Annotated in this window: 10 protein-coding genes; 7 read left to right on the forward strand and 3 right to left on the reverse strand. The window is 74.8% G+C overall.

All coding sequences use genetic code 11. The features are described 5' to 3' along the window. Positions 1 to 55 precede the first annotated feature (55 nt). On the forward strand, positions 56 to 2,857 hold the full coding sequence (locus V6U88_RS22885) for a DEAD/DEAH box helicase (protein WP_334455996.1): 2,802 nt from the start codon (positions 56 to 58) through the stop codon (positions 2,855 to 2,857). 52 nt (positions 2,858 to 2,909) lie between these two features. On the opposite strand, the gene V6U88_RS22890 is transcribed toward V6U88_RS22885, so the two are convergent. Beyond that, positions 2,910 to 3,830 carry a 5'-3' exonuclease gene (locus V6U88_RS22890; RefSeq protein WP_334455998.1) on the reverse strand — a complete coding sequence of 307 codons (921 nt, stop codon included), beginning with the start codon at positions 3,828 to 3,830 and terminating at the stop codon, positions 2,910 to 2,912. 101 nt (positions 3,831 to 3,931) lie between these two features. Continuing rightward, complete coding sequence (locus V6U88_RS22895) at positions 3,932 to 4,150, reverse strand: hypothetical protein (RefSeq protein ID WP_334456000.1); 219 nt, start codon at positions 4,148 to 4,150, stop codon at positions 3,932 to 3,934. A 105-nt stretch (positions 4,151 to 4,255) separates the two neighbouring features. Between V6U88_RS22895 and V6U88_RS22900 the strand changes: the two genes are divergently transcribed. Next, complete coding sequence (locus V6U88_RS22900; RefSeq protein WP_334456002.1) at positions 4,256 to 5,329, forward strand: DUF4037 domain-containing protein; 1,074 nt, start codon at positions 4,256 to 4,258, stop codon at positions 5,327 to 5,329. Positions 5,330 to 5,335: 6 nt separating this feature from the next. On the opposite strand, the gene V6U88_RS22905 is transcribed toward V6U88_RS22900, so the two are convergent. Further along, positions 5,336 to 6,598 (reverse strand): MFS transporter, encoded by a 1,263-nt coding sequence (locus V6U88_RS22905; RefSeq protein ID WP_334456004.1) that lies wholly within the window; start codon positions 6,596 to 6,598, stop codon positions 5,336 to 5,338. Between the two features lie 85 nt (positions 6,599 to 6,683). Between V6U88_RS22905 and V6U88_RS22910 the strand changes: the two genes are divergently transcribed. The 5 genes from V6U88_RS22910 (at position 6,684) to V6U88_RS22930 (ending at position 12,025) form a co-directional block, all read left to right on the forward strand. Then, positions 6,684 to 7,577, forward strand: coding sequence for a winged helix-turn-helix transcriptional regulator (locus tag V6U88_RS22910; RefSeq protein ID WP_334456006.1), 894 nt, complete (start codon positions 6,684 to 6,686; stop codon positions 7,575 to 7,577). Positions 7,578 to 7,764: 187 nt separating this feature from the next. Beyond that, positions 7,765 to 8,352, forward strand: a complete 588-nt coding sequence (locus tag V6U88_RS22915) for a response regulator (protein WP_334456008.1) — start codon at positions 7,765 to 7,767, stop codon at positions 8,350 to 8,352. Between the two features lie 121 nt (positions 8,353 to 8,473). Further along, the gene (locus V6U88_RS22920) at positions 8,474 to 9,658 is read left to right on the forward strand and encodes a low temperature requirement protein A (protein ID WP_334456009.1); all 1,185 of its coding nucleotides are present in this window, start codon (positions 8,474 to 8,476) and stop codon (positions 9,656 to 9,658) included. 112 nt (positions 9,659 to 9,770) lie between these two features. Next, complete coding sequence (locus V6U88_RS22925; RefSeq protein ID WP_334456010.1) at positions 9,771 to 10,886, forward strand: M24 family metallopeptidase; 1,116 nt, start codon at positions 9,771 to 9,773, stop codon at positions 10,884 to 10,886. Beyond that, positions 10,883 to 12,025 (forward strand): acyl-CoA dehydrogenase family protein, encoded by a 1,143-nt coding sequence (locus V6U88_RS22930; protein WP_334456011.1) that lies wholly within the window; start codon positions 10,883 to 10,885, stop codon positions 12,023 to 12,025. Before V6U88_RS22925 ends, V6U88_RS22930 begins: the two co-directional genes overlap by 4 nt. Positions 12,026 to 12,027: the final 2 nt, after the last annotated feature.

A 12,027-nucleotide genomic window follows, 5' to 3' on the forward strand; every position in this document is an offset into this window, starting at 1 on the left:
CCTGGCGGACGGCCTTGGCACGTAGCCGTGCGAGGTACGCACTAATCTTGGAGACATGTCGAGCCCCGCCGAGCGGTACGCCGCGGCGCGCCGCCGGGCCGCGCAGGCCTCTCAGTTCCCGGCGTTGGACGAGTTCGCCCTCGATCTGGGGTTCGATCTCGACGACTTCCAGCGCGAGGCGTGTCAGGCGCTGGAACGGGGAAGCGGCGTACTCGTCTGCGCTCCCACCGGCGCCGGCAAGACCGTGGTCGGCGAGTTCGCCGTACACCTGGCCCTGACGGGGACGCCCGCGCGGCCGGCGGCGGCCGACGGTGAACCGGAGGCGCCCGCCCGGCGCAAGTGCTTCTACACCACGCCGATCAAGGCACTGTCCAACCAGAAGTACCACGACCTGGTGGACCGCTACGGCGCCGAGCAGGTCGGCCTGCTCACCGGCGACAACGCGATCAACGGCGACGCGCCCGTGGTGGTGATGACCACCGAGGTGCTGCGCAACATGCTCTACGCCGGCTCGGCCACCCTCGAGGGCCTGGCCTACGTGGTGATGGACGAGGTGCACTACCTCGCCGACCGGTTCCGCGGCGGGGTCTGGGAAGAGGTGATCATCCACCTGCCCGCCTCGGTCACCCTGGTCTCGCTGTCGGCCACCGTCTCCAACGCCGAGGAGTTCGCCGACTGGCTGGTCACCGTGCGCGGCGAGACCGCGGTGGTGGTCAGCGAACACCGGCCGGTGCCGCTCTGGCAGCACATGCTGGTCGGCAAGCGGATGTTCGACCTGTTCCACGACGCCGACGCCGCCCGCAAGCACGACGTGCACCCGGAACTGCTGCGCTACACCCGCGACACGGTGCGCCGGCTGGAGCTGGGCGAGGGACGCAGCGCCGGCCCCGGCGCCGGCCGGCGCGGCCCCCGCTGGCGCGGCCCGATGCGCCCGGACATCGTCGACCGGCTCGACCGGGAGGGACTGCTTCCGGCGATCCTGTTCATCTTCAGCCGCGCCGGCTGCGCCGCCGCCGTGCAGCAGTGCCTCGCCGCCGGGCTGCGCCTCACCTCGCCCGAGGAACGCGCCGAGATCCGCCGGGTGGTCGAGTCCCGGGTCACCGCCATCCCCGGCGAGGACCTGACCGTGCTGGGCTACTGGGAGTGGCTCGACGGGCTGGAGCGCGGCCTGGCCGCGCACCACGCCGGCATGCTGCCGGTGTTCAAGGAGGTCGTCGAGGAGCTGTTCGTCCGCGGCCTGGTCAAGGCCGTGTTCGCCACCGAGACCCTCGCGCTGGGCATCAACATGCCGGCCCGCTGCGTGGTGCTGGAACGGCTGGTCAAGTTCAACGGCGAGGCGCACGTCGACCTGACGCCGGGGGAGTACACCCAGCTCACCGGCCGGGCCGGCCGGCGCGGCATCGACGTCGAGGGGCACGCCGTCGTGGTCTGGTCCCCGGAGACCGACCCGCGGCACGTCGCCGGCCTCGCCTCCACCCGCACCTACCCGCTGCGCTCCAGCTTCCGGCCGTCGTACAACATGGCGGTCAACCTGGTCGGCACGGTCGGCGCGGAGCCCGCCCGGGCGCTGCTGGAGTCGTCGTTCGCGCAGTTCCAGGCGGACCGGTCGGTGGTCGGCCTGGCCCGCCAGGTGCAGCGCAACACCGAGACCATCGAGGCGTACGGCGTGGAGGCCGCCTGCCACCACGGCGACTTCGACGAGTACTTCGGGCTGCGGGTGGCGATCGCCGACCGCGAGCGGGCCATCGCCCGGCAGGGGCAGACCCAGCGCAAGGCGGCGGCGGTGGAGTCGCTGGAGCGGCTGCGGGTCGGCGACGTGATCCGGGTGCCGTCGGGGCGGCGGGCCGGGCTCGCGGTCGTCCTCGACCCGGCCACCGGGGGCTTCGGCGAGCCGCGCCCGCTGGTGCTCACCCAGGACCGCTGGGCCGGGCGGGTCAGCCCCGGCGACTTCACCACCCCGGCGGAGGTGCTCGCCCGCATCCGGGTGCCCAAGCACTTCAACCACCGCTCCCCGGCCGCCCGGCGCGACCTCGCCGCCGAGGTCAGCGGCACCGGCCTGGACCGGCACGGCGGTCGCCGCGGCGGCCGGTCCCGGCAGGCCGCCGGCGAGGACCACACGCTCAGCCAGCTCCGCACCGAGCTGCGTCGGCACCCCTGCCACGGCTGCCCGGACCGGGAGGAGCACGCCCGTTGGGCCGAGCGGCGTCGCCGGCTGGAGAAGGACACCGAGGAGCTGCGTCAGCGGGTCGCCGGCCGCACCGGCTCGCTGGCCCGGACGTTCGACCGGATCGTCGCGCTGCTCACCGATCGGGGCTACCTCGCCGCCGACGGTGGGGTCACCGACGCCGGCCGGATGCTCGGCCGGATCTGGACCGAGGCGGACCTGCTGGTCGCCGAGTGCCTGCGCCAGGGTGTCTGGGACGGGCTCTCCCCGGCCGAGCTGGCCGCCGCCGTCTCGGTGGTGGTCTTCGAGGCCCGCCGCGACGTCGACGAGCGGGCCTCGCTGCCGCGCGGTCCGGTCGCCGACGCGGTCGACGAGACGCTCAAGCTGTGGGGGGAGATCGAGGCCGACGAGGCCGACCGCGGTCTCACCGTCACCCGCGAGCCGGACCTCGGCTTCGCCTGGCCGATCTACCGCTGGGCCCGGGGCGAGGCCCTGGCCAAGGTGCTGGCCAGCGGCCACGAGATCGACGGGGAGATGCCGGCGGGCGACTTCGTGCGCTGGTCCCGGCAGGTCGTCGACCTGCTCGGGCAACTCGCCGACTCCGGGGGCGCCTCGGCCGACCTGCGCTCCACCGCACGGCAGGCGATCGCCGCCGTCAACCGGGGCGTGCTGGCGTACCACTTCTCGACCTGAGCCCCCGCGTCGTCGGTCCCGGCCCGCGCCGCCGCCCGCCCCGGGCCGGTGGTCAGGGCCGGTCGGCGAGGGCGTCGACCAGCCGCCGGCACGAGCCGGCCAGGTTCCACCGCTGCGCCAGCTCCAGCAGCCGCTCCGGCTGCGCGGGCGCCGTCGGCAACGCGGTGGGCAGCTCGGGCAGCGGGACGTCCCGCGCCACCTCCACCACCTTCGGTGCGACCGCCAGATAGCCGCGCGCCGCGTCCAGCTTGGTCCGCAGGCCGGGCGCGAAGCCGGAGGCGGGGTCGTCCAGCGCGGCCAGGATGCCGGCGAGGCCGCCGTACCGGTCGATCAGCCGGGCGGCGGTCTTCTCGCCCACCCCCGGCACCCCGGGCAGCCCGTCGCTGGGGTCACCGCGCAGCGCCGCGAAGTCGGCGTACCGGTCGGCGGGCACCCCGTAACGGGCGCGGACCGCCGCGTCGTCGCAGTCGTCCAGCTTCGCCACGCCCCGGCCGATGTAGAGCAGGCGTACCCCGCGCACGTCGTCGACGAGCTGGAACAGGTCGCGGTCGCCGGAGACCACCTCCACCGGCGCGTCCTGGGTCACCGACAGCGTGCCCAGCACGTCGTCGGCCTCGTAGCCGGTCGCGCCCACCGCGGTGATGCCGATCGCCTCCAGCACCTGAAGGATCATCGGCACCTGCGGGGAGAGGGTGTCCGGCACCACCTCGCCGCCCTCCGGGGCCACCCGGTGCGCCTTGTACGACGGCAGCAGCTCCACCCGCCAGGCCGGCCGCCAGTCGTGGTCCAGCGCGCAGACCATCCGGTCCGGCCGACGGGTGCGGACCAGTTGGGCGAGCATGTCGAGAAAGCCGCGTACGGCGTTGACCGGCTGGCCGTCCTCGGTCTTCGCGGCCGACTCGGGGATGCCGAAGTAGGCGCGGAAGTAGAGACTCGGCGCGTCGATCAGCAGGATCGGGGGTCGCTGTGTCACGCCCGACAGCCTGTCACAGCACTACGACGGTGTGGGGACGGCGCGTCCCCGCGTCGACCTGGCCGGTTTCCGGCCGGTGCCGGTGCGACGCCCGCCCGGCCTCACCGCTGGTCGTCGTGGCGGTAGAGCGTCTCGCGGCGGGCCGCGTACTGCAGGGCGTAGCTGGCCAGCAGCAGCACGATCGCCAGCACCACCTCGACGCCGGCGAGGACGCCGTCGGCGACGGTGAGGCCGAACGCGAGCAGGGCCAGCCCGATCACGGTGAGGATGGCGGCCGCGAACATCCGGCGACGCCGTGCCGCTGCGCGCTCCTGCGTCACCGTCCCCACCTTCCCATCCGTCACCTCCGCTTCAGGCTATCGGCGGCGACCGGCAGGCGGACCGATATCCGGTGGCGGCCGGGTTCGCACCGGCAGACTGCCGGCATGGCGTTCGTACCCGGCCTGACGCTCTGCCGCAGATTCCACGACGAGGTCCTCGCGCCGCTGCTGGCGCGGCGCTGTCCCGGTCTGGCCTACGCCGCAGGCCTGCTCGACGGCGGCTCGGAACTGCTCGGGCTGGACACGCCCCGCTCCACCGACCACGACTGGGGTCCGCGGGGCCAGCTCTTCGTCGCCGACGCCGCAGACGTCGCGCCGGTCCGCGCCGCGCTGGACGCCGGCCTGCCGGCGCGGTTCCTGGGCTGGCCGACCCGGTTCGCCGGCGGCCCCGACACCCGCCTCGGGGTGGTGGACGCGGCCGGTGACCGACACGGGGTCAGCGTGGACGAACTGGGCGGCTGGCTACGTGGCCGGCTCGGTCTCGACCCGGCCGCCGGGGTCAGCACGGAGGACTGGCTGTCGCTGCCGACCCAGCGACTGGCCGAGCTCACCGGCGGGGCGGTCTTCCATGACGGGCTCGGCGGGGCGCTGCGCGCCGCCCGGACCCGGCTGGCCTGGTACCCGGACGACGTGTGGCGCCACGTGCTAAGCGCCGCCTGGACCCGGATCGGCCAGGGCGAGCATCTGGCCGGACGGTGCGCCGAGGTCGGCGACGAGCTGGGCAGCCGGGTGGTCACCGCCGGGCTGGCCCGCGACCTGATGCGCCTCGGACTGCTGCTGCACCGCCGCTGGCCCCCGTACGACAAGTGGCTCGGCACGCTCTTCGCCCGGCTGCCGCAGGCGCCGCCGGTGGTGGCCGCGCTGACCGATGCCCTGGGACCGGGCGGCTGGACGGCGCGGGAGGCCGGGCTCGGCCGGGCCCTGGAGACCCTCGCCGACTGGACGAACGGCACGGGCCTCGCCGCGCCGGTCGACCCCCGGGTGCGGCCCTTCCACGGCCGCCCGTTCCTGGTGCTGGACGCCGGCCGGTTCGCCACCGCGTTGCGCGCCGCGATCGGTGACCCGGCGCTGCGCGCGCGTCCGCCGGTCGGCGCCGTCGACCAGTACCTGGACAACGTGGACGTGCTCACCCACCCGGAGCGGGTCCGCCGGCTCGCGGCGGCCCTGCCACCGCGCTGAGGCCCGTCACCGGGCGCTGAAGACCTCACGGCGGTCGACGCCGTCCACGCGCAGGTCGGTGAAGTCCCGCAGCCGACGCACGGGCGACAGGAACAGCGCCAGCGGGGCGCACACCGTGGCGGCGGCGAAGACGAACAGGGTGACCCGCGCGCCGAAGAGACCGGCCAGGGCGCCGGCGACCACCCCGCCGACCGGAATGGCGCCCCAGGAGACGAAGCGGACCTTGGCCATCACCCGGGAGAGCAGCTCCGGAGGGCTCGCCGTCTGCCGGTAGGTGCGGGTGGTCACGCTGAGCACCACCACACCGCCGGCGAAGACCACGTTGCCGACGGCGAACGCCAGGTACGCCGGCCAGCCGACGCCGAGGGGCACGACGAACGCGCCGGCGACGGAGATCACGCAAGCGACCAGCACCGCCCGGGCGGTGCCCCACCGGCCGGTGATCCACGGGGTCAGCGCGGCGCCCACCAGCGACCCGACGCCCTCCACGGCGAGCAGCACCCCCACCAGCACGGCCGGGGCGTGCAGCTCCCGGACGAGGTAGAGCGGGTAGACGGCGAACTGCGCCCCGCAGACGAAGTTCACCGCCGTGGCGGCCCACATGGTCGGACCCATGACCCGGTGGCGGGTCACGTACCGCCAGCCCTCGCCGATCATCCGGCGGACCGGGGGCCACCGGTCGGGGGCGTCGGTGCGGCGGGCGGGCAGGGAGCGCAGCAGCGCCGCCGAGACCAGGTAGCTGGCCGCGTCGAGCAGCATCGTCGGCACCGCCCCGAGGGCCTGCACCGCGAGCCCGCCGAGCGCGGGACCGCTGAGCTGGGTGCCGGCGTGGGTGGCGGAGGTGAGGCTGTTGCGGGAGTGCAACTGCTCCCGGCTGACGATGGCCGGCAGGAAGGTGGCGTTGGCGACGTCGAAGAGCACGTTGGCGAAGCTGACCACCAGCGCCACGACGACCAGCTGGGCGACGGTCAGCCACCCCCACCACCAGGCCAGCGGGATGGACGCCACCGCCACGGCGCGGGCCAGGTCGGCGCCGACCTGGGCGCCGCGCAGCGGCAGCCGCTGCACGATGACTCCCGCGGGCAGCCCGATGACGAGCCAGGCGACGTAGTTGGAGGCGGCGACCAGGCCCATCTCGAACGCGCTGGCGTCCAGCACGGTCAGCGCGGTCAGCGGCAGCGCGACCGCGCCGACCGCCGACCCGACCATGCTGGTCGTGCCGGCGGCCCACCAGCGCCAGAACACCCCGGCTCCCTGCTCGACGGTCATCACCGTCAACCCCCGTCCCCGAACCGGTGAGTTCCAATTCGGAACGGACTATAGTCGACGCCGGACCGAACGAGGGGGGTGGCGGATGAGGCGGACCGACCTCGCCGACGCCGACTGCGGCATCGCCCAGGCCCTCGGCGTGCTGGGTGACTGGTGGACCTTCCTGATCGTCCGTGACGTCGCCGGCGGCACCACCCGCTTCGACGCGCTCCAGCGTGAACTCGGCGTCAGCCGCCGGGCCCTGACCGAACGACTCGCCACGCTGGTGGAGCACGGGGTGCTGCGCCGGGAGCCCTACTCGCGCCACCCGCCGCGCTACGACTACCTGCTCACGCCGAAGGGCGAGGGCCTGCTGCCGGTGCTGGTCGCGCTGCAGGACTGGGGCACCCGCCACGTGATGGGCGACGGGGCCCTCACCGCCACCGCCGCCGCCGAATCCGCCGAGGTCCGCCGGGTGCACCAGCTCGCCGGCCGCCGCTTGCCGTCGCTCACCCTGCCCCGGCACGACGACGGCGGGGAGCCGCCGGCCGTCCCGGGCCGCTGGACCGTGCTCTACCTCTTCCCCGGTGCGTTCGCCCCGGGTGGGCAGGGACTTCCGCCGGACTGGGCGGACATCCCCGGCGCCGTCGGGTGCACGCTGGAGGCCCGCACGTACGCCGACCGGCACGACCTCATCCGGGCCGCCGGCGCCGAGGTACGGGGAGTGAGCACCCAGCGTCCCGACCAGTTGCGCGCCTTCGCCGAGTACGCCCGGCTGCCGTACCCGCTCCTCTCCGACCAGGACGGGCGGCTCGCGGCGGGGCTGCTCCTGCCGACGTTCCGGGCCGGCGGGATGGACCGGTTCAAGCGGCTCACCCTGCTGGTCGACCCGGACGCGGTGGTCCGCGCGGTGCAGTTCCCGGTGACCGACCCGGCCGGTTCGGTCACGGAGATGGTGGAGCTGGTCCGGCGGTCCTGCGGCCGCCCGTCGCCGCGCTGACCGTCGAGACCACCACCACCGCGAGCCGGGCCGACCCGCGGCCGTTCGCCGTGGGTCACCCCGTGCCGGACGCCGCCCGGAAGGCCCGTCACGGGCCCGCGCCGTCGGTGCCACGCGGGCGCAGCTCACCCCGGGTCCGGCGCTGCTCAAGGCCCTCGACGACGACCCGGACCTGCGCCGTCTGCCGGTGCTGGCGTACCACGGGCAGCCGTTGGCCGCGAACCAGGAGACCCTGCTCCAGGCCATGGCCAAGGACCGGCCGTTGGAGGTGCTGCGCAGCCTCGATGACCTGCGCGAGCGTATCGCCCTGCACCTGTCGGCGGAGAGCCCCGATCGGGTCGTACCGCTCACGCCCCCGATCGCCGAGCCGGCGCTCGCCGGCGATTCGCTGGTGACGGCGCTCGCCGGGCGCAAGGTCCTGGTCGTCGACGACGACGCCCGCAACGTCTTCGCGCTCACCAACATCCTGGAGCTGCACGGCATCGAGGTCGTCTACGCGGAGAACGGCCGCAAGGGCATCGAGACGCTGATGCGCCACGACGACATCGACCTCGTGCTGATGGACGTGATGATGCCGGAGATGGACGGGTACGCCGCCACGGCGGCGATCCGCGCCATGCCCCGCTACGCCGACCTGCCGATCATCGCCGTCACCGCCAAGGCGATGCACGGCGACCGGGAGAAGAGCATCTCCTCGGGCGCCAGCGACTACGTCACCAAGCCGGTCGACGCCGACGACCTGCTGCACTGCATTCACCGTTGGCTCAACAGCTGACGCGACCGTCCGCCTCCCGGGCCCGTCGCCCGGGAGGCGGACGTTGCCCTGATCGGCCGCTGCGGCCCCGCCACCAGCCCTAGCATCGGGCCCAGCGGCCGGAGGGACGGGTGGTGGTGCCGTGCGGTTCTCGACGCGCGGCCCGGCGGCCCGGGTGGCGCAGGATCATCCGGCCACCACCTTCGAGATCTTCTTCGACCTCGTCTTCGTCTTCGCGCTCACCCGGATCATCGCGTTCATGGGCCAGCCGCCGTCGGCGCAGTCCATGGCGCGGGGACTGCTCCTGCTGGTGCTGCTCTGGTTCTCCTGGTCGTCGTACGCCTGGTTGGGCAACCAGACGCCGGCGGACGTCGGTGCGATCCGGGCCGGCGTCCTGGTCGCCATGGCCGCGCTCTTCGTCGCCGCCCTGGTCATGCCGGAGGCCTGGTCGTCCGGCCGGGGCCTGGACGCGCCGCTGCTGCTGGCGCTGGCCTACCTGCTGCTGCGCGCGGTGCACCTGGCGCTCTACTACTGGTCGGCGGCGGCGACGCCGGGTCTGCGGGCCCGGATCCGGGTCTTCGCGGCGGTCAGTGCCGTCGGCTGGCTGCCGCTCGTGCTCGGCGCGGTGCTCGGCGGGACGGCGCAGACGGTGCTCTGGGTGCTGGCCTTCGCGGTGGAGGTCGGCGGGCAGCGGCTGGCCCACGCCTTCCATGGCGGCTGGCCGTTGCGCAACCCGCGCCACTTCACCGAACGCCACGGCCTGGTGATGATCATCGCGTTGGGCGAGTCGCTGGTCGCGGCCGGTGTCGGCGCCGGGTCGGCCGTGACGCGGCCGCCGGTCCTCGGCGTCGCGCTGATCGGGCTCGCGGTGGCCGCCTGCCTCTGGTGGCTCTACTTCGACCACGTCGCACCCGCCGCCGGGCGGACCCTCGACCTGGCGACGGGGGACCGCCGGGACCGGATCGCCAGCGACGCCTACAGCCTCTCCCACCTGCTGCTGGTCGTCGGCGTCATCTACGTCGCGCTCGGCGTCGAGGAGGTGCTGACCCTCGTCGCCGGCGGACACGGCACGGCCCCGGCCCACGAGTCGATGAGCTGGCCCGGGGCCACCGCCCTGTACGGCGGGGTGGCGCTCTTCCTGGCCGGGCGGCTGCTGTTCCTGTGGTTCTCGGTGCGCACCCGGCGCCGGGCCCAGGTGGCCCTGGTCGGGTTGGTCCTGGTGTTGCTGCCGGTCGGCCGGGCCCTGCCCGGGGCGGCGGCGCTCGGCCTGCTCGCCCTGGTCGTCCTGGTGACCGCCGTCGCCGAGCGGCTGCGCCGCACCGGCTGAGCGCGTCACCGCCCGGATGGGGGCGGGAGTCGCCGCACGCTACCGTCTCTTCGGTGCCCCAGTCGGGGTGACCGACTCCCGGCACCGCCCAAACGACCGTTAAGCTGACGGGGTGGGAACCGACGAGCTGTATCCGCCCGACCGGCTGGCCGCCGCGCGCCGCGCCACCGCCGCCGCCGGCCTGGACGCGCTGCTGCTCACCCCCGGTTCCGACCTGCGCTACCTGACCGGTTACGACGCGCACGCGGGGGAGCGGCTGACCTGTCTGGTGCTGCCCGCCGAGGGCGAGCCCACCCTGATCGTCCCCACCCTGGAACGCCCGGCCGCCGAGGCGTCCCCGGCACCGGCCACCGGCGTCCGCATCGTCGACCACGCCGACGGCACCGACCCGTACCCCCTGGTCACCGCCGCCCTCGGCGGACCGGTCGCGGCAGTCGGGCTGGCCGACCGGATGTGGGCCGAGCAGGTCCTCGCGCTGCGCGCCGCGCTGCCCGGTGCCACCCAGCGGCTGGCCGGCGAGGTGCTGCGCGAGCTGCGGATACGCAAGTCGCCGGCCGAGGTGGCCGCCCTGGCGGAGGCGGGCGCGGCGATCGACGCGGTGCACGCCCGGATGGGGGAGTGGCTGCGCCCGGGACGGACCGAGGCCGAGGTGGCCACCGACATCGCCGCGGCCATCCGCGCCGCCGGCCACGCGACGGTGGACTTCGTCATCGTCGCCGCCGGCCCGAACGGCGCCAGCCCGCACCACGGCACCTCCGACCGCCCGATCGGCGCGGGCGAGCCGGTCATCGTCGACATTGGCGGCACCATGCCGTCGGGCTACTGCTCCGACTCGACCCGCACCTACCTCGCCGGCGGGCGCGCCCCGGCCGAGTTCACTGACTACTTCCAGGTGCTGCACGCGGCGCAGCGCGCCGCGGTGGCCGCCGTCGCGCCCGGCGTCACCGCCGAGGCGGTCGACGCCGCCGCCCGCGAGCCGATCACCGCCGCCGGGTACGGCCCCGCCTTCCTGCACCGCACCGGCCACGGCATCGGCCTGGACGGGCACGAGGAGCCGTATGTCGTCGCGGGCAACTCCCGGCCGTTGGAGCCCGGCATGGCCTTCTCCATCGAACCCGGCATCTACCTCGCGGGCCGACACGGCGCCCGCATCGAGGACATCGTCGTCTGCACGACGGACGGCGTGCACCGGCTCAACACCACCCCCACGGAGCTCATCGCGCTATGACTGTCGACCGGATCCTCCCCACCGACGAGGCCCACGACCTGCTCGACCTCGCCACGGAACTCGCCGACCGCGAGCTCGCCCCCCGGGCCGCCGGCTTCGAGGAGCGCGCCGAGTTCCCCCGGGAGGTGCTGCGCACCCTGGGCCGGGCCGGCCTGCTCGGCCTGCCCTACCCCGAGGAGCACGGCGGTGCCGCCCAGCCGTACGAGGTCTACCTCCAGGTGCTGGAGATCCTGGCCAGCCGCTGGCTCGCCGTCGCCGAGGCGGTCAGCGTGCACACCCTGTCCTGCTACCCGGTGGCCCAGTTCGGCACCGACGCCCAGCGCAAGCTGCTGCCCGACATGATCGGCGGGGAACTGCTCGGGGCGTACTGCCTCTCGGAGCCGCAGGGTGGCTCGGACGCGGCGGCGCTGACCACGAAGGCCGTCCGCGACGGCGACTCCTACGTGGTCACCGGCACCAAGGCGTGGATCACCCACGCCCGGGTCGCCGACTTCTACAACATCTTCTGCCGCACCGGCGGGCCCGGCCCGAAGGGGATCTCCTGTCTGCTCGCCGACCGGGGCACGCCGGGCATCCTGCCGCAGGCCGCCGAGCGGACGATGGGGCTGCACGCCTCCCCGGTGGCCCAGATCGCCTTCGACGACGCCCGGGTGCCCGCCGACCGGCTGATCGGCGGCGAGGGCGCGGGCTTCCGGATCGCCATGTCCGCCCTGGACTCCGGCCGGCTCGGCATCGCCGCCTGCGCGGTCGGTCTGGCCCAGGCGGCGCTGGACTACGCGGTCGGCTACGCCAAGGAGCGCCAGCAGTTCGGCCGGGCGATCATCGACTTCCAGGGGCTCGGCTTCAACCTGGCCGACCTGGCCACCCAGATCTCCGCCGCCCGGGCGCTGATGCTCTCCGCCGCCCGGCTGCGCGACGCCGGCCGGCCGTACTCGATCGAGGCGGCGAAGGCGAAGCTCTTCGCCACCGACGTGGCGATGCGGGTGACCACCGACGCGGTGCAGGTGCTCGGCGGCGCCGGCTACGTCGCCGACCACCCGGTCGAGCGGTACATGCGGGAGGCGAAGGTGCTGCAGATCGTCGAGGGCACCAACCAGATCCAGCGGCTGGTCATCTCCCGGGCCCTGGCGAAGGGCTAGCC

It is taken from the genome of Micromonospora sp. CPCC 205739 (assembly GCF_036906795.1).
Lineage (GTDB): Bacteria > Actinomycetota > Actinomycetes > Mycobacteriales > Micromonosporaceae > Micromonospora.

Excerpts from the sequence above, each read along its gene's own strand:
- V6U88_RS22885 (WP_334455996.1), top strand. The coding sequence starts at position 56 with ATGTCGAGCCCCGCCGAGCGGTACGCCGCGGCGCGCCGCCGGGCCGCG.
- V6U88_RS22900 (WP_334456002.1), top strand. The coding sequence starts at position 4,256 with ATGGCGTTCGTACCCGGCCTGACGCTCTGCCGCAGATTCCACGACGAG.
- V6U88_RS22905 (WP_334456004.1), bottom strand. The coding sequence starts at position 6,598 with ATGACCGTCGAGCAGGGAGCCGGGGTGTTCTGGCGCTGGTGGGCCGCC.
- V6U88_RS22930 (WP_334456011.1), top strand. The coding sequence starts at position 10,883 with ATGACTGTCGACCGGATCCTCCCCACCGACGAGGCCCACGACCTGCTC.
- V6U88_RS22910 (WP_334456006.1), top strand. The coding sequence starts at position 6,684 with ATGAGGCGGACCGACCTCGCCGACGCCGACTGCGGCATCGCCCAGGCC.